At 51.4% G+C, this 20971-nt stretch carries 25 protein-coding genes; 16 read left to right on the forward strand and 9 right to left on the reverse strand.

Features of this window, described 5'->3' with window-relative positions; genetic code table 11:
• Nucleotides 1-202: 202 nt before the first annotated feature.
• The 11 genes from Q7V21_RS16470 (at nucleotide 203) to Q7V21_RS16520 (ending at nucleotide 7600) form a co-directional block, all read left to right on the forward strand.
• On the forward strand, nucleotides 203-1033 hold the full coding sequence (locus tag Q7V21_RS16470; protein WP_304918322.1) for a PFL_4669 family integrating conjugative element protein: 831 nt from the start codon (nucleotides 203-205) through the stop codon (nucleotides 1031-1033).
• Between the two features lie 235 nt (nucleotides 1034-1268).
• Nucleotides 1269-1685 (forward strand): hypothetical protein, encoded by a 417-nt coding sequence (locus Q7V21_RS16475; protein ID WP_304918323.1) that lies wholly within the window; start codon nucleotides 1269-1271, stop codon nucleotides 1683-1685.
• Between the two features lie 622 nt (nucleotides 1686-2307).
• A complete protein-coding gene (locus Q7V21_RS16480) occupies nucleotides 2308-2664 on the forward strand; it encodes a type I DNA topoisomerase (RefSeq protein ID WP_304918324.1) in 357 nt (118 codons plus the stop codon).
• 239 nt (nucleotides 2665-2903) lie between these two features.
• Nucleotides 2904-3386 (forward strand): STY4534 family ICE replication protein, encoded by a 483-nt coding sequence (locus Q7V21_RS16485; protein ID WP_304918325.1) that lies wholly within the window; start codon nucleotides 2904-2906, stop codon nucleotides 3384-3386.
• A 21-nt stretch (nucleotides 3387-3407) separates the two neighbouring features.
• Nucleotides 3408-3590, forward strand: coding sequence for a hypothetical protein (locus tag Q7V21_RS16490; protein WP_304918326.1), 183 nt, complete (start codon nucleotides 3408-3410; stop codon nucleotides 3588-3590).
• 677 nt (nucleotides 3591-4267) lie between these two features.
• Entirely contained in the window at nucleotides 4268-4720 is a 453-nt protein-coding gene (locus Q7V21_RS16495; protein WP_304918327.1) for a hypothetical protein, read from the forward strand.
• 156 nt (nucleotides 4721-4876) lie between these two features.
• Nucleotides 4877-5350 carry a DNA repair protein RadC gene (gene radC, locus Q7V21_RS16500; RefSeq protein ID WP_304918328.1) on the forward strand — a complete coding sequence of 158 codons (474 nt, stop codon included), beginning with the start codon at nucleotides 4877-4879 and terminating at the stop codon, nucleotides 5348-5350.
• A 96-nt stretch (nucleotides 5351-5446) separates the two neighbouring features.
• Nucleotides 5447-6265 (forward strand): DUF932 domain-containing protein, encoded by an 819-nt coding sequence (locus Q7V21_RS16505; protein ID WP_159658462.1) that lies wholly within the window; start codon nucleotides 5447-5449, stop codon nucleotides 6263-6265.
• Between the two features lie 82 nt (nucleotides 6266-6347).
• Entirely contained in the window at nucleotides 6348-6770 is a 423-nt protein-coding gene (locus Q7V21_RS16510) for a DUF6876 family protein (RefSeq protein WP_304918329.1), read from the forward strand.
• 25 nt (nucleotides 6771-6795) lie between these two features.
• A complete protein-coding gene (locus Q7V21_RS16515) occupies nucleotides 6796-6984 on the forward strand; it encodes a hypothetical protein (RefSeq protein ID WP_304918330.1) in 189 nt (62 codons plus the stop codon).
• 490 nt (nucleotides 6985-7474) lie between these two features.
• Entirely contained in the window at nucleotides 7475-7600 is a 126-nt protein-coding gene (locus Q7V21_RS16520; protein WP_304918331.1) for a hypothetical protein, read from the forward strand.
• A gap of 347 nt (nucleotides 7601-7947) precedes the next feature.
• Here the strand turns inward: Q7V21_RS16520 and Q7V21_RS16525 are convergent, their stop codons facing one another.
• From Q7V21_RS16525 to Q7V21_RS16535, 3 genes are all read right to left on the reverse strand, one after another.
• The gene (locus Q7V21_RS16525) at nucleotides 7948-8766 is read right to left on the reverse strand and encodes an IS5 family transposase (RefSeq protein ID WP_304918332.1); all 819 of its coding nucleotides are present in this window, start codon (nucleotides 8764-8766) and stop codon (nucleotides 7948-7950) included.
• A gap of 176 nt (nucleotides 8767-8942) precedes the next feature.
• Entirely contained in the window at nucleotides 8943-9248 is a 306-nt protein-coding gene (locus Q7V21_RS16530) for an integration host factor subunit beta (protein WP_304918333.1), read from the reverse strand.
• 821 nt (nucleotides 9249-10069) lie between these two features.
• Nucleotides 10070-10249: a hypothetical protein gene (locus tag Q7V21_RS16535; RefSeq protein WP_304918334.1), complete on the reverse strand. Its 180-nt coding sequence runs from the start codon at nucleotides 10247-10249 to the stop codon at nucleotides 10070-10072.
• A 687-nt stretch (nucleotides 10250-10936) separates the two neighbouring features.
• On the opposite strand from Q7V21_RS16535, the gene proB reads away from it, so the two are divergent.
• The 5 genes from proB to Q7V21_RS16560 all read left to right on the forward strand — a co-directional run bounded on the left by proB (nucleotide 10937) and on the right by Q7V21_RS16560 (nucleotide 15169).
• Entirely contained in the window at nucleotides 10937-12022 is a 1086-nt protein-coding gene (gene proB / locus Q7V21_RS16540) for a glutamate 5-kinase (protein WP_304918335.1), read from the forward strand.
• Between the two features lie 7 nt (nucleotides 12023-12029).
• Entirely contained in the window at nucleotides 12030-12407 is a 378-nt protein-coding gene (locus tag Q7V21_RS16545) for a hypothetical protein (RefSeq protein WP_304918336.1), read from the forward strand.
• A gap of 97 nt (nucleotides 12408-12504) precedes the next feature.
• Entirely contained in the window at nucleotides 12505-12834 is a 330-nt protein-coding gene (locus Q7V21_RS16550) for a hypothetical protein (protein WP_304918337.1), read from the forward strand.
• Between the two features lie 143 nt (nucleotides 12835-12977).
• On the forward strand, nucleotides 12978-14675 hold the full coding sequence (locus tag Q7V21_RS16555; RefSeq protein WP_304918338.1) for a recombinase family protein: 1698 nt from the start codon (nucleotides 12978-12980) through the stop codon (nucleotides 14673-14675).
• A 5-nt stretch (nucleotides 14676-14680) separates the two neighbouring features.
• Nucleotides 14681-15169 (forward strand): N-acetyltransferase, encoded by a 489-nt coding sequence (locus tag Q7V21_RS16560; protein WP_304918339.1) that lies wholly within the window; start codon nucleotides 14681-14683, stop codon nucleotides 15167-15169.
• Nucleotides 15170-15360: 191 nt separating this feature from the next.
• Here Q7V21_RS16560 and Q7V21_RS16565 read toward each other — a convergent pair whose 3' ends face one another.
• From Q7V21_RS16565 to Q7V21_RS17965, 6 genes are all read right to left on the reverse strand, one after another.
• The gene (locus Q7V21_RS16565) at nucleotides 15361-16698 is read right to left on the reverse strand and encodes a hemolysin family protein (RefSeq protein ID WP_304918340.1); all 1338 of its coding nucleotides are present in this window, start codon (nucleotides 16696-16698) and stop codon (nucleotides 15361-15363) included.
• 78 nt (nucleotides 16699-16776) lie between these two features.
• Nucleotides 16777-17418, reverse strand: coding sequence for a MarC family protein (locus tag Q7V21_RS16570; protein ID WP_304918341.1), 642 nt, complete (start codon nucleotides 17416-17418; stop codon nucleotides 16777-16779).
• A gap of 21 nt (nucleotides 17419-17439) precedes the next feature.
• Nucleotides 17440-18390: a 4-hydroxy-tetrahydrodipicolinate synthase gene (gene dapA / locus Q7V21_RS16575; protein ID WP_304918342.1), complete on the reverse strand. Its 951-nt coding sequence runs from the start codon at nucleotides 18388-18390 to the stop codon at nucleotides 17440-17442.
• Between the two features lie 36 nt (nucleotides 18391-18426).
• Nucleotides 18427-18789 (reverse strand): hypothetical protein, encoded by a 363-nt coding sequence (locus Q7V21_RS16580; RefSeq protein ID WP_304918343.1) that lies wholly within the window; start codon nucleotides 18787-18789, stop codon nucleotides 18427-18429.
• A gap of 226 nt (nucleotides 18790-19015) precedes the next feature.
• Nucleotides 19016-19711 carry a response regulator gene (locus tag Q7V21_RS16585; RefSeq protein WP_304918344.1) on the reverse strand — a complete coding sequence of 232 codons (696 nt, stop codon included), beginning with the start codon at nucleotides 19709-19711 and terminating at the stop codon, nucleotides 19016-19018.
• Nucleotides 19712-19774: 63 nt separating this feature from the next.
• A complete protein-coding gene (locus Q7V21_RS17965) occupies nucleotides 19775-20917 on the reverse strand; it encodes an ATP-binding protein (protein ID WP_370654080.1) in 1143 nt (380 codons plus the stop codon).
• Nucleotides 20918-20971: the final 54 nt, after the last annotated feature.

Genomic DNA, 20971 nt, shown 5'->3' on the forward strand with positions numbered 1-20971 from the left:
GAGTCGTAACACCCGAAACTGGGATTGGCAGCCAGAAGTCTGTTTAAATCCTGATAAACCAAACAATAATGCGGCGAAAAAAACCGACACTACTGTCCACTAATTTTTAACTGATGCGACAACTACGTTGACATTTACCGGGTCAGGAGCAATCTGCTGTGCAGGCTGCACACCCTGAAATTCAACTCAAGAGGATTAACGCATGAATGCTTTCTTTGACCCTGAGCCTCAACCCGCAAGGATTCAACCGGAGCGGACCTTCATCGAACAGCCGGGCGATCTGCGCAGTGAGACGCGGATGACGATACAAACCCGGCAAGCCCAAAAGCTAGTGGTTGGCCGCAAAAGCAGCGAGCATGTCGAAGCGATTATCGGCTTGCTGGATTTTGGTCGGCGCATGAAGTTGATTTGGTTATCCGCCGAAGCCGATGATCCTTTTGCCGACTGGTTTTTAGTCAAAATCGAACAGTCGCTGGCTGACAGTCAAGCGCTGATCCAGGCCAAGACCACTTGGTTGACGACCTGCCTGGGCGAAATCGAAGGCTTTGACATTCAGGTGGCCCAATCACTGCAGCCCTTGCAGGTTCCGATCTATTTTCAGAACCCGTTTGGTTACATGGGTGCCTATTTGATTGCCGATTATGATGCTTTGGCGCGCAGTGTCTTTACTGCCCGGCACATCGCCCTGATTGATCGCGCAGTGGCCGAACAGCTGTTGCAGGTGACCGGTAAAGCTATTCGACGCACCTTCAATTTGACCAGTCAATGGAAATTCACCGGTGTCATCCGCGACGATGTGCTGGCTCAAAATCCTAACGCGCTGCGAGCACAAGGGCTGTTGGGCGAATGTCCGGAGGCCATTGTCGCCAAAACCCAGCGGGCCAAGATCGCGCCGGTCATTAAAGCCAAGCCCAAGCCTTCTGCCGTGGTAGTCAGCAACACCAGCGGCCTTAGCGGCAGGGAAAATCCGGATGAAACGCAACGTGGAGAACCTGTCGCAACGGCCATCAGCAATGAGCTGTCTTCAGACTGAAGATCTGCGCGGGTTTGCCCCTGTGCGGGCTGCACACTTCTCGGGTCAAGAGCAATCAACTGTGCAGGCTGCACACCCCCTGGTCGCGTTTAGCCATTTTGATCTTTGACCCAACCTGACTTAATGCGGTGCGGGGTAGCTAACAGCACTTACAAAAGGTTTTAACCCTTTAAGGGTAAGGGGGGAAGCCTTTTGATGAGTTAGCCCTTTTTATCCCTTATCGTTGACTTTCGCTATGGCCAGTGATTTCGAACAACGTCTTCATGTTATGTTACCGTTCAGCACCCGGCAGGGGGTCTGGCGCAGAATTGCAGTACTTGAATCTGAAATGACCCAGGTGGTCAGGTTGATGAACGACTGTGCCGGGGCATTTCGGCAGGTGCTGGCCGAACCTCGGGAGCTGTATCTGAACGTTCAACAGGTACGTTCGTTGACGGTGTATATCCGTTGGCGTCGGCGAGGCGTTCGCGGCCAGCAAGCTTATTGCTTACTCAACAGCCCGGCAGGTCAGGCCGTATTGCTGCGCCAGGCTCCGGAACTTCAGCAGTGCTACCGGCAGTTCGATCATTGGGCTCTGGCGTTGAATCTGGCCCATTCACTGCGCTTGAATGAAATCAGGCGCTTGAAAAAATACCTCAAAGACCTGGGTTAAGCCAGGATCGTGTCACTCAAAAACCGAGCACAACGGACTAAGGGTTTTCACTTCACATTGCCGCCAATATCAGTACTGTATCGGCAACAGGGGGAGCCGTGCCATTCTTGCCGGCTGTTTCAGTCGGGCGAACCCCGGCCCATTATGTGAGCAGGTCTTTCATGACAGCACGTTGTTTATGCGAAAAAACCAGTCCGGCAAACGCTATCGCGTGTGTTTTGGACGCCTGGCTCCGCCAAGACAGTTCATTTAGCGGCGTTCAGGTCTTCGTGATCGGCTATTTTAGCCGTTGGCTGGGCCTGGCGGTACCGGACGCTGAGGGCCGCTGTTTCAGTCAAGCCGAGGCCCCGATTGCGGCAGACCAGAACCGGAATCAGACTGCCAGTGTCTGGAACATCGCCCCGATCAGGGTCCTTGTGTCACCGTTCTTATTGTTCTCGGTAGCGAGGTTCCGGCAGGTGTGCGGCTATGGCCTGGGTGCGCAAATGGGCGTGGCAGGCTCGATGCGCCGTGGGAGTCCGGCCCAGACCCTGCGACAACTGGCGTCAGGATACAGATCCTGGACGCAAATGCCCAAGGCCGCGGCGAGGCCGATAAGTTTGTTAAAATCCAGGGCGGCGGCGTGTCGCAGTTAACGGCTCAGGTGAAACAGCAACAGCAACAGCCTGCCGCGTTTAAGGGGCTCAGCGCCCAGATGCAGGTTAACTGTCCCCGCTGTCAGTATCCGCTGGTCCGGCGCAAGAACCAATACGGTTATTTTTGGGGCTGCCGCAATTATCCGGACTGTCAGGTGATTGTCTCCGATGAGCACGGCAAACCCGGAACGCTTCGCCAACCCGCCCAAGCCACCGGCGAGGCCTGTCCGGAATGCAGTCAGGGGCAACGGGTCGAGCGCATCGTGCGCAAAGGCCAACGCCGCGGGCAAACCTTTATCGGCTGCAGCCGGTTTCCGGCCTGTGCTTACACCGAATATCATTGAGTCTGACCGGGAGATAACAGCAGACTGGCGTGGCCACCGCGCGATGGCCTTAAGCGATGAACTCAGGTTTACACCGTGCTCACTGCGTTTTCAGTGAGACCTTTCGCTACCGCGCATCTGCCCACCGGTAGCCGGTTCCTGCGGGAATCGCGCAGATGACCCATCGGGAAACCCTGTTTCCCCTTGGGCGACAGGGCGTTATTCCGGTTTTTTTATTCTTTCCAACCTGGAGAAGCCTTATGTCGACAGCCACTCAAACCCACTACTTTGATCTTCATATTCACGGCATCGGTTATGTCAACCGCATTCGCGAAGTGAGCGTCAAGCGCGGTGATAACTTTTGGGCGTGTGATATCGCCGCCTTACACGGCGCCGAAGATGCGGTGCAATACACCCGCTTCGATTGCCGGGTCAGCGGATCGGAAGCCGAAAAGCTGATCAAACGCATGCAAAAAGCCGGTCAGGATCAGAAAAAGATCCTGATCGGTTTTAAACTCGGCGATCTGTACACCGATACCTTTACCTACGAATCCGGAGCCAAACAGGGCGAAACCGGCGTCAGCCTGAAAGCCCGGCTGCTGTTCATCCACTGGATCAAGGTCGACGGTGTCACCGTGTATACCGCTCCGCCGAAAGCCGAAGCCGGTAACGAGGGCCCGGCCGCATCCCAGAACTCCGATCTTACCGCGCCGGATCAGAGCGCCCAGGCCGCGCCGGCTTAAGCCCGCCGTGAGGTCAACGCGATGGATGCCCCGGTCATGATCCGTACCCGGTTTGGTGACAAAACCGATCAGGACGGCTTTTTTAACGCTGCACTTGCAACCTTAATTCAGCAACCTGAGTGGTGTGCCGCCGTCTTGATGCCAGATGACGTCTATGCCGGCCCGTTTTGTTACACCGCCCTGGAACAGGCGATTCCCTTTTAACCAGCGCTACCGGCGCCCGCCAACCCTCAGGGATGAAGGTTGCTGTTTGCGGTAGCGCTCCCTGACCTGTAGCCGTGCCCTTTTCGCAGAAGGTCTTACCGGTTTGAACCGGCAGGGCCTTCTGGGAAAACGCGCCTTAAAGCGTTGCTTCCTGACCCCACCGACTGCCATCGTCGGCATGTGATGGAACCTTTTGTGCGGTAGACCGTGCCCACTGAAGAATAGGCGCTGAGAACACTCGATAATCCAGTCAGACCGCCGTGAGTTCTGGTTAAACAACGGGAAACCAGGCTCATGCAGTTACAGAGTGGCCGGTCGATCATTTCGACCTGAGTAAGGCATGAACGCCTGTCATGTGACAGACCGTCATGGCAATTGACCTTATTTTACCACCCCAACGGTGTCCAGGCCGACTTGAGATCGCCTGTACACCCGGTTTTTTCCGAAGGGCTTGCCCAAGAGGCAGGGCAGTGGGAAAAAACCGTTACCCACACTCAAGGCTTTACCCGTGCTCACTGCGTTTCAGTGAGACCTTTAGTAACCGCGCGTCTGCCATGCCGGTTGCCAATTCCTGTGGGAATTGCCGCAGACACTTTTTTTCAAACCCACCGGGAACGCATTTCCCGGCTTGCGGTGAACGGCGTTCTTCGATTTTTATAGCTCAACTGGAGACGCTTATGAACCGCTTTCAACCTACTTATCCTGAACCCTGTTTGGTGTGGGATGCTTTTGAAATTGCCCAACAACATGCCGCTGTGCGGGTCGATCTGGGCACCGCAACGGATGTCGAACAAGGCTTTGCCAAGGCTTGTGAAGACCCTGATCTTTTGGACCATGAATGGGCTGCGTTAACCGAACAGTTAACCGGGCTCCTCAATACGCTCAATCCCTCAGGCTATTGGCATGCCGAAGTGACTCACTTCGGATGGCGCAGCCGCAACGGTTTTAAGGACTTTGAGGCCGACACTGGCGGCCGGTTTTTAGCCAGCATCCTGCCCGCTACCGACTGCACCTTCAAGGTCTTCGTCACTGAAGACGGCACTGTCCGTCTGCAGAGCTTTCACCACGATGCGCCAACCGGCAACGAGTGGTATACGGTCAAGCCGGCTCAGCCCTGGCTAAACCTCTAAATCAAGCCATCCGGTCGACATCTGATCGGTCTTGGAAACCGGCTTATCTGGATTGCTTCAGTGTGAGCCTTTTTAACCACCCAACCGGGGCAACACAGTCCCCGCGTTGCGGGCGTGCGGTGTGCTTCGGTGTCATTCAACCCCGGGAGAACCCCCATGTTATACATTCAAGAAAGCAACGGTGCTTACCGTAAAGCGACAGAAGCCGATGTACTCGGTGCTGCCACCGCGCTGTTCAAACGCCATTTTTGCACCGGGAACCCCCTGACCGAACCGGCCAAGGCGGCGGAATACCTTAAATTGCAATTGGCACAATACGAACATGAAGTCTTTGTGTGCGTGTTTTTAAATAGCCAACACCAAGTGCTGGCCTTGGATGAACTGTTCCGAGGCACGATTGACGGCGCCTCTGTCTATCCGCGTGAAGTCATCAAAGCGGTATTGCAGCACAATGCCGCCGCCATGATCGTGGCCCATAATCATCCGTCCGGCAAGGCAGAACCCAGCCAGGCCGATAGAACCATTACCGACAAATTGAAAAACGCCTTGGCGTTGATCGATGTCAAATTACTCGATCACTTCATTATCGGTGAATCGGTGTATTCCTTTGCTGAAAACGGCTTGTTGTAACCGGTCTTAAATCCGGTCACCGCTGTTATTTTTTTTAACCCCCTGGGCATCCGGTCCCAGTGGGGCGGTAATGCCCAGGTTAACTGGAGAATACCCATGTTAGCTTCACGCTTTACCAACGGTCAGCTGCTGCGTTCACACCTGCCTTTGACCGATGAACAATTACGTACGGTCGTTCCCTCGATTTATGCCGATACTGCTCATGAATCGCGGTCCGACCGCTATGCCCATATACCGACCCGTGTGGTCTTGACGGCCCTGCGAAAAGAAGGCTTTCAGCCGTTTATGGCGACCCAGGCCCTGGTGCGGGATGATTCCCGTCAGGGCTTTGCCAAACACATGCTCCGGCTGCGCCATGCCAGTCAAATTGAAGCAGACGATGCCGCCAATGAAATCATCTTGTTGAATTCACATGACGGCTCCAGTTCCTATCAAATGCTGGCCGGCTGTTTCCGGTATGTGTGCCAAAACGGCATGGTCTGTGGCGATCAATACCACGATATCCGCGTTCGGCACTGCGGTCAGGTGGTCGACAATGTCATAGAGGGCGCTTATCAGGTGCTCGCTAACTTTGACCGGATCAGCGCCGCCAAAGCCGACATGTCGGCATTGCGCTTATCCGAGGCTGAACAACAGGCCTTTGCCCACGCCGCCTTGCCCTTACGCTTCAGTGAAACCGATGCGAAACCAACCGAGCAGGCGGTACTCAGACGCAGACGCTCGGCCGATGCCGGGGATGATTTATGGACCACCTTCAACGTGGTTCAGGAAAATCTGCTGAAAGGCGGTCTTCCGCGGCTCAATCAGCAGGGCAAAGTCACCCGCACCCGCCAGATCAATGGCATTGACGGCGATGTGCGCCTGAACAAAGCGCTGTGGACCCTGGCTGAAGCCATGCAAGCCTTGAAAGCGTAGTGTCATCAACCCAACCGGGGCACACCAATCCCCGGCTCGGGGAAACGTGTGTTCCCGCTTTTTCCAACTGTGGAGCAACACCATGACAGAAGCCAATCCAAAACAATCTGGCCAACCCGAACGGGATGCCGCGGCATTGCGTTCATCATTAAACCAATTCACCGGTACCGAGCGCTGGTACCGGCATCCTTTCAATCCCACGCTGCTGTATACCGATGGCGTCAAGTACCTGGCCGAACACGGCGGCAAACAAGGCGCCTATTGGCTGCTCGATACCGTCGCGCTGGAAATAGCCCCGTTCCTGGCAGTCCAGCAACAGGCCTTTGGGGCACTGTCATTGACGGTTAACCCCGATAAAACGGCGGTCATCACCGTCACGGACGGCAATGACGAGACGCTCGCCAGCTTCGAGCTCTTCTATACCGATCTGCTCCCAGGGGACTGGCGCTTATTTCTGATCGAAGAGGGCGAGCACCGGATCCTGTTATTACCCAGTGAATATTAATTGCTCAGCCAAAGGAGGCCATTTTATGATGACAGTGACCCTGACTTTAGAACTCAACGATCAAGACGCCTGGGCGCTGGCACAGCTGATTAAACGGATCGGCTGGCAGAGCCTCAGCGATCATGCTGTCGACACAGACGAAGCCGAACGCATGAGAAACGCGATAGCGGGTTTACAAACCGCATTGTCTCAGAAGGGGTATTCACCTCGCTAACACCCGGCCCCGCAAGGGGCCATTTTTAATGGCATAGTTCGCGGAAGTCGTGGCAAGGACAGCAACGCCGTCATTTCGGCAGGGAATGTCGGAGCCGTTAAAACGCGAAAGCAAATCCTGGTCACCCGGCGGTTACAGGACAACGTCAGTCAAAGCTTCCAGACTCCGACAGTCCGGCATCAATTAGCTTGTGCGGGGCTATAACTATCCTGGCACAGGGGGCTATAAACGCAACCAATACCCTTTTGATGCCGATCAAGCGCAGACCGCGCTTAAGCACGACCGTGCGAGTGTCAAAAGCCGAAAACGTCCAGTCATTCCTGCCCCAATCGCCGTCACTCCTGCAAATCAGTAAACGCTCGAAAGCAAACGTTCAAAATCTTGCCTTACCAATCCCGCCTGATCCTGCTACTTTGGCGTGAATTTCAGGGTGCGGTCAGTAAGACGCTGTTATATTATTTGCCTGTGCCAGTCCTTGACTAAGGAGACGATGATGAAACCCGCCGCACTCATGCTTTTGATCCTGATGATCCTTTGGGGCTGTGAAAATACCAAGGGACAAAATCGACATGATCCCAATCATCATGAAAAGAGCGGACAAATTAATCGCGACTAAATAACAGCGAAAAACAAGCTGATCAATGACTCACAGGCATAAGTGTTGGTGGGTTAGGCTGATTGAGCTAAAAGTTGATGAGTAGCGTGAACCGGAAGATTGATAAAACGGATATTCGAGGGTAACGATTTTAATCGGTTTGATAGACTGCCAACGAAATAAAACTGACACTTGAAACTATTCAAAAGCAGCCATTGGCCATGGGCGTATTTTTGTTTCTGATCGGCGGCGGTCGATCCAAAACCGACAAAAAATAAGCGTGGCTGGCGATGGCTTCCAGCCGATAATCCGCGCGCGTGGTCGGTTGGGAAATCGGTGAGCGGCGCTTTAATTACTAAGTACGTGTCTCAAAAGTTAGCAGGAGAGCCTTTGGTTAGTCTATTGAGCATCAAATTAATCATGGCAATAGGGACAAATGCTCGACTGGACTCAGTACTGACTTCATAATCCTTACTCAACCGGCGGTAGCGATAAAGCCAGGCAAAGGTTCGCTCTACGACCCAGCGACGTGGCAACAATTCAAAGCCTTTTGCCTTATCGGATCGAAGAACAACAGCCCAGGCAATACGAAAACGCTCCGCTATCCACGCGCTAAATTCTTGGCCACGGTAGCCACCATCGACCCAAATGCGCCGCAGTTTTTTGCAGCTGCCCGTCAGTGACGCCAGGATCAATTTCGCCCCTTCTCGTTCCGGTACATTCGCAGCGGTCACGACGACCACCAGCAACAGACCCAAGGTATCCACCAGAATATGGCGTTTACGACCCTGGATGCACTTGGCCGTATCGTACCCTTTGATACCGGCCAATGCAGTGGTTTTAACACTTTGGCTATCAATACTGCCCGCCGTAGGATGTTTATGACGCCCGGCTTTTCGCCTAACCTGAGCCCTCAGCGTGTCGTGAATCCGTTCCCACGTTCCGTCTTTAGTCCAGCGCCGGTAGTATCCATATACCGTCTGATAGGGCGGGAAATTATTGAGGGGCAGAAGTCGCCAAGCGCAACCGCTACGAGCGATATACAAAATAGCATTAACAACTTTGCGTAAATTCACTTGCCTGGGCCTACCACCTGGCAAGGCGGCCGGAAATAAATCTTGGATCAACTTCCATTTTCTATCGTTTAAATCGGTGGGATAGCGTTTAATCCGTGTCTTCTTGGTCATGGCAAAAATTTAAATTTTTGCAGATTTAGATAGCATAGGCGACTTTTAAAACACGCACTAATGGCTCATGCCGATGGTGGTTGGCGGTGATCGGGAGTAATGAAAATAATGTAAGACAGCACGACAAATGAGCAGTGAACGCATTCGGGTCGGATTAGTTGTCCAAATAAAGCAGTTCATTCCTTGATGTCGCATTGAGCGCGCGCTGCATCCACTCGGTCTCTCAATTCCTTGCCTGGTTTGAAATGAATAACTACTTTAGCCGGTAAATTAATCCTTTCACCCGATTTAGGGTTTCGGGCAAGTCGGGCAGTCCGATGATGCAGATCAAAACTACCAAAACCCCTGATTTCGATGCGTTGGCCCTGGACTAATGCATCTACCATCTGGGCCAGCATGCAATTGATGGCCAAATCTACATTTTTTATCGAAAGTTCAGCTAATTTCTCATTGAGCGCATTTACCAGTTCTGACTTAATCACTGTTTAACTCCCTTGGTCATAACCTGCTGATTTTATCAGTTTACAGAACCGTCGTTTGCAGTAAGTTGGTCTTACTTGAAGTGATTTGCTGGCAGGCGAAACTGAATCATACCTCGCCGGGTTAACGTTTCGAGGAACAGTTTTCCCTCTGGAAATAGGGTCGTCTGATAAGGAAGACTGGGAAATTGATCAGTTGATCAAACAATCGAAGAAGTTCTAAAGTTCACCCACAGTTTCAAATATAAACCGATGGATATAAATGCTTTGACACCGTTAAACACTGCTCTTGATATTACTTAAAAGCAGTCACTGGCACTAAGCAAAATTTTGTTATCTGGTCGTCGGCAAACGACCCCTTTCAGACATTCGGATAGGAATTTCAGCTTCCCGATACCGGTCATTGGCAAAGAAGCACTATCGACCCAATCCGGTCACCGGCATCCCATAGCTGAACGACCGGTTCCCCACGGAAAGCGGAAAGTCGCGGAAATTCGCTGACAACGTTTTAGATCATCTAACGAAATACTTAATTAGGCGCACTGGGAGAGAAGCTACAATTTGACGACATTTGAGCAGCAAGTCTAGCCACATAAAGCTTGCCACACACCATCTTGAACCAACATTTTCAGGACACTGAACAAGATACCAAGCAGCAGCCAAAAGTAATGCCTTTTCATCCATCAAAACAGTCTCCCGAAATAATTTCTCAAAAGTTTGATTGTTCCGATGAGTTTTGAAATACGGAACGCTGTCATCTCAAGTAGCTTTTGCTTATATGCCGTCTGGTTACAGCTTCGCTAAAACTATGGAAACAATTATATTCAAGCAAAATAATCGGTAGCGCCAAACCAATCTATCGTGTTTTGGTTTGCCGGAGCCGGTTTTTCACTGACCAGCTCGTCAAGGACATATTCCAGTCCATAAAAATTTTCATTATCGAAAGCCTGGTTCATCGAATTGATAATATTACAATAGTAAGCATTGGGATTTTGGTTAGCCATCTTTTACCTTCCTTTTACATGGATTGACTTGCTGAACTGATAATATGCAAGTAAACGAAAGACCAATAACTTACGAAACAAAAATGAGTGTCAGTTATTGATAGTTGTTAATCTGTACGTAACATCAGTTGCTAAGGCAAATCTATCTTAATAAATTACCTATAAACTTTGTGTAAAGATTTAGGGTAAAGATATAAAGATTTCATAAAGATTTATCAGCCGGAGAGAGTAAGTACAGCGTAGACAAATGGAATGTTTAGGCCGTTTGGGAAGTAATTAACTGAATTCAGAATCCTACTTGGATAGGGAAATCGATTTTGAAAATCGCAGGGAGTTAGACTTCACGCCGGGAAATGGTAGGCAAAACAGCGCTGTCCATTCAGACTTTAATTCAAAGCCTTGCAAACTTCATCGGCTCAGTGCCTAACACCAGTGAATTAGTCCATTCCAGCGGCGCTTTTGAAGTGTTGCGAAACTCAATGGTTGCCAGATTATTTTTATAATTTTTTTACACTCGACTGAGTATAATCAAATTTGTCTAATTTTTCTTCATAAACCCAGGGAGGCAAGGGACATAAATCTATTCCTTTGGCTAAGCGTTTTTGGGGGCGGTTTTAATCATCTGCCGTATAGACCTGCATCAATATTATTGGTATAGAAAATTCACTTTTTTGACAAAATAAAAATATGCGAATTGTACTAAAGCTAGGTAGCTCACTGCTCGATGGGAGCACCGGGATAAACCATATGCTCATTGACGAGCTTGCGAACAAGATAATCGGCATGACCGAGCACGAGTTCGCCATAGTCACATCGGGAGCGATATCGACCGGGATGAAGAAGCTCGGCATGAGCGAGAAACCAAGGGATGTCGCAACGCTCCAGGCGCTCGCTGCGGTTGGCCAGAGTGACCTCATGAACGCCTACGAAGATGCGTTCAAGGACCGTAAGATCCTTGCTCAAGTGCTACTCACGAATCATGATTTCTCAGAAAGGATGAAATACCTAAATATCAGGAACACCCTGAACGCGCTCCTTGCCCGCGGCATCATCCCGGTCATCAACGAGAACGACACCGTCACGGTCATGGACATAAAGAAGGCCGCCTTCGGAGACAATGACACTCTCGCGGCCCATGTCTCGGTGGCCATCGACGCCGATCTCCTTATCATCTTCACGAATGTTGATGGACTGTATGACCGGAACCCTAAAGCGCAAGGGGCCAAACTCATTCGCAAAGTCGAGAGCATCACCGATGACCTGATCGGCATGTGTGACGGGGTCAGCGAGGCCGGGAGAGGAGGCATGCTCTCCAAGCTCCGGGCTGCCAGAATCGCGACCGAGGTGTCTGTCAAAGTTGTGGTTTGCGACGGGACCGCCAAAAAAGCCTTGAAAAAGGCTATCCATGAGGAGATAGGCACGGTTTTCATCCCTCGAACGATTCCGAAGATGAACAATAGGAAACACTGGATCGCGTTTGCATCCGAGCCCAAAGGGCGCATTGTTGTTAATGAACGTGCAATGCAGTGCGCAATAGACAAGAGCTGCGGGATAATACCGGCCGATATCCTTTCGGTCTTGGGTACGTTCGACAAGGGTGACGTTCTCGAGATTGCCTCGGGTGACGGCACTGTGCTCTGCAAGGGCATCACCAACTATTTCTCGCATGAGCTGGAGAAAATAATGGGGAAATCCACCGAAGACATATTCAATGAACTCGGCTTTGCGTATTCCGAGGCCGTTTCCAGCCCGGATATGGCTGTTATGGAGTGAGGTTAAGATGAGCGATTCGCCAGAGGTCGGATTCGTTTACGACGACCGCTACCTGCAGCACAACCCAGGCTGTGAAATGTTTTGGACCGCGCACGGCCCGATACCCGTGCCTTTTGTCGAACCTATCCTGCATCCGTCCAATTACCGGTTGGCGATGCGGACCAAGCATTTACTCGATTTGGCCGGGCTTACCCCGCTCATGACGCGTATCGAACCGCGCCCGGCGACGATCGAAGAACTCACGGTATTCCATACATCTGAATACGTCGAACGCGTCCGGCAATTGTCGGTTAAAGGTTGCGGAGACGCGGGGAAACATGCGCCGGTCGGCCCAGGCAGCTATGAAATTGCCTTGTTAGCAGCGGGCGGCGCCATCACGCCATAGACACAAAAGATAACTTTGAATTTGAACGGCAGATTGAATTCAGTCGCTCAAATTCATTGCTTGACATGAGACGTAAAGGGTAATAAATATATGACTCATGACGCGATCCTCAAACACCGACAAAACCCACCGGCTGAATGCCGCATTCAACTTGCTGGCACAGGGTTACACCTTGGCCGAAGCGGCTGGAGCCTTGACCCAACAGTTTGGCTTGTCGCGCAGACAGGCTTACCGCTATCTTCAGGAAGCGCAGCAAATCGATGCGCCAGCCTTGGTCGCTTCACCCTCTATTCCGATCACTATCAAAATACCTGCGGATGTCGTGAAGCGACTTCGGTCGCATGCGCAAACCAGCGGCATGTCTATTGGCGAGATTGTGGCACATGCCATCGTCAGTTTTCTCGACAAGTTGCACCGCCATGGCTAATCGCCATCGGCGAAGTCATGAAATACAGTTGGAATTTGCTTTTGATCGTCTGCATGCCACTAAACTGGAACAAGTCTTTGCCATCCTGGTTCCGAACCGGGAACGCCGAATTGATGAATCCACAGGACTAAAAGGAGAACACCATGAAAATAGCCGCCATCTACGCCCGTGTCTCTTCGGATCAACAGAAGGAGGAGAAGACCATAGCCAGTCAGACGGCGGCGCTGATAGAATTTGCCCGCCAAGAAAATTACCAGGTACCGGATGAATGGGTTTTCGAAGATGAAGGTTATAGTGGGGCCCATTTAATCAGGCCAGGGCTTGAGCGAATCAGGGATTTAGCCGCAGAAGGTCAAATCCAAGCGGTTTTAGCGCTGTCACCTGATCGCTTGAGCCGCAAATATGCCTATAAGGTTTTGCTTACTGAGGAGCTGGCCCGTCATGGGGTCGATATGGTATTCATCAAAGCACCACACTCAGGTACCCCGGAAGATCAATTGTTGTTGCAGTTCCAGGGGATGATTGCCGAATACGAGCGGGCGCAGATTCTGGAACGCTCACGGCGTGGCAAACGGCATCGAGCAAAACAGGGGGAAGTCAGCGTATTGAGTGGTGCGCCCTATGGTTATCGCTACATTCGTAAGACCGATGAGACAGCAGCTTACTACGAAGTCATTGAAGCCGAAGCAGATGTGGTGCGCAAGGTTTTCAATCTCTACACAGTTGAAGGACTGAGCATTGGTGCTATTACCCGCCAGTTAACCGACTTAGGTTTGCCAACCCGTAAACAAAAGGCCCGTTGGGAACGTTCCGTTATATGGGCAATGCTGCGTAATCCTGCCTACCAAGGTCGTGCCTGTTTTGGCAAAACGGGTATGGCGGCACGTCAACGCATTACCCGACCACTACGTTTACGCGGCGGCTTTGCAGAGTCAAATAGTGCTAGCCATGAGCGTCCACGCACGGAATGGTTAGAGATTCCTGTACCCGCTTTGGTCAGTGAGGAAACATTCGCCATGGCTCAGGAAAATTTGGACTACAACAAACAGCATGGGCCACGACGTACCATTGAGCCCAGTATTCTCCAGGGAATGGTGCATTGTCGTCAGTGTAGCTATGCACTCTATCGAAGCTCAGCACGTACGTCAACACGCAAAATCTACTACTATCGTTGCTCGGGTTCCGATGCCTATCGTCATGGCGGTAAAGCCATCTGTGATCAAAAACCCATTCGCCAGGATTTGCTTGATCAATTGGTTTGGGACGAAATTCTCCGTCTTCTGGAAGATCCGACACTCATCCAGAACGAGTTGAATCGCCGACTGGAAGCCGCCCGTGAATCCAGTCCAACCCAGCGGCGGCTGGAAACGCTAAACCGCGATTTGATTCGGGTGCGTAAAAGCATGGAGCTATTATTAACGGCCTACCAGGAAGAGTTGCTGTCGCTTGACGAACTTCGTGTCAGAATGCCGCCATTGCGGCAACGAGAACAGGCTATGCAGGCAGAACTTCAAGCGATCAATCACCAAACAGCGGATCGTGCGGCGTATTTACAGCTTGCCGAAACCCTAACGGCGTTTCTGGAACGCTTGCGCTCAAATGCCGATACCCTCGATATTGGTCAACGCCAACGAATTATGAGACTGCTGGTCAAAGAGGTGATTGTGGGAAAAGATTTGATTACGATTAAACATTCGATACCAGGACAGGCTGCACCATCGGGAGGTAATTCCCAATCGTCGAAATCGACTGCCCAGCATAATATGGCACAGACCGATAAAAGTTATCTTTTGTGTAAGGGCGTGATCGCCGCGATCTTAACCGTGTGTGGGAATTCCTAAAGCTGGTGTTTCGCGACGTCAACCGCGAGACCGTCGAATACCAGCGTCCACGGCTGAAACAGCATTTTTTCGACATCTACGAAAAGGAAGGCATCGAGCAGCTTTTGTTCGAGTTGAAAAAAGGCGAAAAACATGAATTGGTCGGCTACGTCGAGTTCGCTTACGAAATCGTCGGTTCGGACAACTTTATGAATCACCGCTATTTCGCCAAACGGGACATGCGCCCGCTGTTCGTGGAAGAAATCGCCGTGCATCCGGGATACCACGGGCTGGGCATTGGTTCCTTCATCTTCGAGCAGATTGAGCACGCAGCGCGGCTGCGCGGTTGCACTCACATCGTGCTCGAGGTCGCCGAGAACAACGAACGAGCGCTGAAGTTTTACCGCAAACGCAACTTCATTAAACTCGACGCCGCAATCTTTCTGGCGAAGAAGTTGGATGTGGAGGCCGAGTTATTGAAGCCGCGCAAGATGACGCTTCGCAAAACGAAGTGAATTGCCACCACTGCGTTCGTTCTCTACTATATTGCGCAGAAATTGAACCATCGTGTTGGATTGAATACACAAGGCCGGACATCAGTTTTGTGTAGAACTTTCGGAAGTGAGCCAAGGGAATGCGATCGTTACGGGGCTGAAGTCATTTGACAGGACTTCGCTTGCGCTCGGTTTCGAATGAAGAGTGGCACTTACTCATCCTCACGCTTGCCGGGTGTTGCTTCATGCGATGAGAACGGTTCTACCCCGATCCTGGAGACGATGAGTTTGTCCACACGATTTTGGTCCATGTCGACGATCTCAAACCGGAGGCCGTCACTGACGAATTGATCCTCGACCTGCGGCACGCGCCCCAGGCACATCATGGCAAATCCGGCCAGCGTCCGGTAGGCCTGCATGCCCTCGCCAGGTAGCTTGTGATCGAGTTTCATTGCCTCCCGAAAACGCTCAATCGGGATGTTGCCGTCAACCAGCCATGATCCGTCTTCCCTTCGCACGATTTCTGGCTGCAACTCGTCTTCGACACTCGCGACATCGCCAACCAATGTCCCCATCACGTTATTTATCGTCACCAGTCCCTGAAGTTCCCCGTATTCATCGACCACCAAGGCGAGATGCTGGCGGTGTTTCTTGAAGGCTTCGAGCAATTCGATCATCGTCATGGTTTCCGGTACATAAAGCGGCTTGACTGCATCACTGGCGAAGTCGAAGGGCTTGCCTTCAAGGAAGGCGTCCAGTACAGACTTAGCCCGCAGCACACCTACCACCTCGCCGAGCCCACCCTTGCAGATCAGGAACCGCGAATGGCCGCTTCTCAGCAACTTTTGGCGATTGGTCTCGAAGGAGTCACTCAGGTCGAAATAGACAATATCGCCTCGCGGTGTCATCACGCTCCTGATTGATTGATCATCCAGCCGGAAAATACGCGACACCAGCGCCTGCTCGTGTTGCTCGAACACACCATCTTCTGCTCCCTGCTCCATGAGCACGTTGATCTCTTCCTTAGTAATGGGAGAGTGCACAGGTTCCCGCACTCCGAGCACCCAAAGCACCCTATCGGTAACGAAACTTATTAGCCGCACCAGCGGGAAGGCGATTGCCGAGATAACCTCCATCGGTCGCGCCATGGCGCTGGCGATGCCTTCCGGATTTAAAAGGGCCAAGCGCTTGGGCACAAGCTCGCCGAGGATCAGCGAGAAAAAGGCTATTCCCGTGACCGGGATCCAGAACGCCAGCAAGTCGGCGTAGGGCTGCAACCAAGCGATATGAGACAGGCTCTCGGCAACCTGCTCGGACAAGGTGGCTTCGCCCATTGCGCCGCTGAGAATGGCGATAACCGTGATGCCCAACTGGACGGTCGATAGAAAATTTGCGGGCTTATTGGCGAGGGCGAGCGCCCGGCCGGCACCTGTGCGGCCACCCTCGCTCAATTGCTGCAAGCGTGCCTTGCGCGCAGACACAATCGCCATTTCCGACATGACGAAGACGCCGCTAAGGATGATCAAAAAGGCAATAACGAAGATAGTCATACAGTGTTTTCAAAATGAAATAATTACGGTGATATTTCTACATAAAAGAGGCTGGGCAAGACAGGACAAAATCAGGGCTCACGCCGGTTGCCCCAATATAGGGAAAACAGCGGCCAATCCTTTGGTGATAAACTCCACCGCGATGGATAAAATAATCAAACCAAATACGCGAGTAATCACATTCATACCGGTTGTCCCCAGCCAATCCTCAATCTTTTCCGCCATCAACAAACAGAGCAACACTGCCAAAGCTACCGTAGCGATAACGCCAGCTGCCAGCACATCATAGTTCCAGGAAGGATTCAGGTTATGGTTGACAATAACGGTACTCATGGCACCGGGACCGCTCAGCAGAGGAATTGCCATCGGTACGACGGCGATAGACTCTTTATCAACCGACTCTACCCGCTCCTCCGGCGTATTTCGGGAGCGGTCATGCGACGCTTTGACCATGGAAATCCCCATAAACAGAACGACAATACCGCCCGCAATTTGAAACGAGGGAATACCTATGCCGAAAATTTTTAGCCAAAAACTGCCGCCTATATGGGCAATCAGCAGCGCAACACCGACTGACATCGCACAAACCCAGGCGATACGCTGCCGCTCCGCGGAACTTCGATGTTCAGTCAGGCTTATGAAAAGCGGGATGGCGCCGATAGGGTCTACCACCGGCAACAGCCCAGCCAGCAGTTTGATGTATGCTTCTAATTCCACCATCAGTATTACTCCACGGCAGGGTCATAAAAATTTCGTTAAGACTTGGTCGTAAGGAACATGATGCGCGGAAAGCCGGGTTACCATCATCTGCAACTCATAACAAAGCGTTGCTGCCTTTTCTTTCGATAAATCCACCAAGGGTTTCCGGCATGATCCAACCTTCATACCCGCACGGTTCATTACCGATTTAATAGGCGCCGGATTTGAACCCGAGCTAAGTAAAGCGCAACAAAAACCATGAACAGCATGCATGATGATCCTGGATTGATTCAAGTCCGAGCGCGTGAAACTGGCAACCAGTTCGTCCATCACCCGAGGCATAATGTTTGCCGCCACTGAAAACACACCGACTCCTCCTACTGAAAGTATGGGCAGCGTCAACGAATCATCGCCGGAAAATACCGAGAAGGGCCTTCCAAGCTGTGAAGATCGGTAGATAACCTCAGTAATTTGATCAAGATCGCCGTTTGATGCCTTTAATCCGGCTATTGACGGACACTTTTCGCAGAGTTCCATGATGAGGTCAGCCCCAAGATCGATTCCGGTTCGGCTGGGAATATTATAAAGAATGAGCGGAATACCGACTTTATCCAGTTCCTGAAAATGCGCAAGCAAACCTTCCGGACTGGGTCTATTGTAGTAAGGCGTTACCACCAGACATGCATCGGCGCCCAGTTCTGCCGCACGCTCCGTCAATCTGAGCGCTTCCCGCGTGCTGTTCGAACCGGTGCCGGGAATAACTTTGAGCGTTGTATTTCGGGCTGCTTCAATTACCGTAGATACGACTACTTCCCACTCTTCTTTAAGCAGCGTTGGTGATTCGCCAGTCGTGCCGCAAGGCACAATCGCCGCAGTTTTGCTGTCGGCGTGCAGCTTGACCAGTTCAGCGAGTTTGTCCTTGTTGACAGATTGCTCCGCATCATCAACAAAGGGGGTAATAAGCGCTACAACAGAACCTTTCAATAATTTCATGGTATTTTTTGGTGAGAGGTTTCAGAACCGTGCCGCTTAGAACTTACGTTCAGCGCAATTGGCAAGTATCTCTGCTTCATCGAAAGTCGCATTACAATTTCTTACGATGTTTTTCGGCAAACAGGTTTGGTACTGTTTAAATCCCGCCTGCGAAACAAGCATGACCTCAATATCAGGAATGCCACAGAGATATTTCAAAAGACTCAATGTCGCATTGCCAGTCGATTTAATATAGATTTTCGGCTTTTCACACCGGCTTTTTATAAACTTAGAAAGCTCATTGAGTCCATCTATCGTATTTTGGAATCGCCGTAAAAACACGGTTTTTCCCTCGCTACGCTGAACGAGTAACCATGCATTTTCATCATTATCAAGACCAAAAAAGGTTTGAAGTGTCATACGGTTTTTTTCACCTTGTTGTTAAGACAGGCCTATCTTAATCAATTACGCATAAAATTTTTGTAAAGAGTTACGGTCACTATATAAAAATTTTATAAAAATAGTTCAGCTGGTGAAAGTAAGACCCGCGTAAACAAACGGGATATTTCGACCGTTTGGGAGATAATTAACTGGATTTAGGACCGACCCGGATGGAGTAACCGGTTTTGAAACCAACCTCAGGAAGTTAGACTTTAAGCCGGTAGCCTACACCCGATTCCGTCAATATATACTGAGGCTGAGCCGGGTCGGTTTCCAGTTTCTGTCTGAGTTGACTCATGTAAATCCGCAGATAATGCGAATTATCCCTATAAGAGGGCCCCCAGACTTCCTTGAGCAGGTATTGATGCGTCAATACCTTGCCGGCATTTTTAATCAGCACGGACAAAAGCCGGTACTGAATTGGCGTGAGATGGACTTCCCTATCGCCGATAACGACCTGACGCTTCAGTAAATCGACTTTTAGCGCTCCGGTAGTAAATACACCGCTTTGATCCTGCGTCGGACTACTTACCGAATGGCGCATTTCTACCCGTATCCTGGCAAGCAATTCACCTAAACCGAAAGGCTTGGTCAGGTAATCGTCGGCGCCGGCATCCAGCGCATCGATTTTATGCTGCTCGGCGCTGCGTGCGGACAAAATAATGATAGGCATGACCGACCATTCCCGGATGGTCTTGATAACGTCAATACCGTCCATGTCTGGCAAGCCCAGATCCAGGATAATGAGGTCAGGTTTGCGTACACCTGCCTCAACAATGCCTTGCCGGCCAGTTTCTGCTTCGAACACCCTGAAGCCATGAACACCAAGGCCGGTTCGTAAAAACAGGCGTATCGCCGGATCATCCTCTATAACAACAATAATAGGGCTGGTATTAGTCATGGCTAACTACTCTCCTCTCCCCAACCCTCTCCATCAGGAGAGGGAGTAACATCGATATACGACTCATTCTTCCGGTCCCAGCATTGGCGGCGCGTGATCTAATGGAATCATGAATGAAAACACCGCACCTCCCGTGGGCCGGTTTTGTGCCCGGATGCTCCCGCCATGCGCTTCAATGATGGCCCGGCAAATCGCCAAACCCAGTCCTACACCGCTTTGCGCCGCCTCGTGGCGAACCCGGTAAAATTTTTCAAACAGCTGGCTTTCGAAGCCCTTGGGTATGCCCGGCCCCTGATCGGCTACCGAGATTTCCACGGCAAAAGAAGAAGCTTCTGCCGTGATTTCAACGGGGCTTTTCTCCGGTGTATAACGGAGAACATTTTCCAGCAGATTGATCAAAACCTGTTCAATCATCACCGTATCGACATAAATCATCGGGGTGCCGGGCGGCAATTTAACGGTTACCGTACGGCCTTCGAGACGTTTTTGCAAGCGCGTCAACACGACGCCGATAATTTCGTCAAGCGGATACCACTGTTTGTTCAGCACTACGGCGCCCGCATCAAGCCGGGCCATATCCAGGATATTATTGACCAGTGTCGACATCCGTTGCGCTTCATCATAAATGGCGCGGTTCAGTTCAAGCTTGTCTTCTGCCTTGAGTGCTTTGTCTTCTTCTACTAACGTACTGGCTGAACCGACGATGGTCGCCAAGGGCGTGCGCAGATCATGGGAAATGGAACTGAGCAGCGAGTTACGCAAACGCTCGGCTTCCATATCCAGTTGCGTTTTTTTGGCTTGTTCGGCTAGCCTGACGCGCGTAATCGCCTGGGCGATCTGTTGGAGAAAAGTATCCAGCAATTTCTGTTGTTCGGGAAGGAATATGCGGCGCAAGTTGACGGGCAGCAATACCAACACGCCCACCACCGCTTCGCCATTGCTGAGAGGAAAATAAGTGGCCTCGGCACCTGCCAGGGTATGGGTTCCCTGGCCGGCAATCTCATTATTATCCAAAACCCACTGGGCCACACTCAGGTCTGCGGCATGGAGCGATTCCCGCATACTGGGATCTTTCGGGTAGACAATCAGGCCATTGGGATCAGGAAGCAAAATGACATTACGGCTGCCGAACTCCGAATGGAGATGGCGCACCGCCGTGCGCACGATTTCATCCTCATTCCGGCTGCTTGCCAGATCCTTGCTCATCGCATAAAGAACGGTAGCGCGGCGTTCCCGGTGCGCAGCTACCTTGGCCTGGGA

The sequence above is a fragment of the Methylophaga sp. genome, from assembly GCF_030651745.1.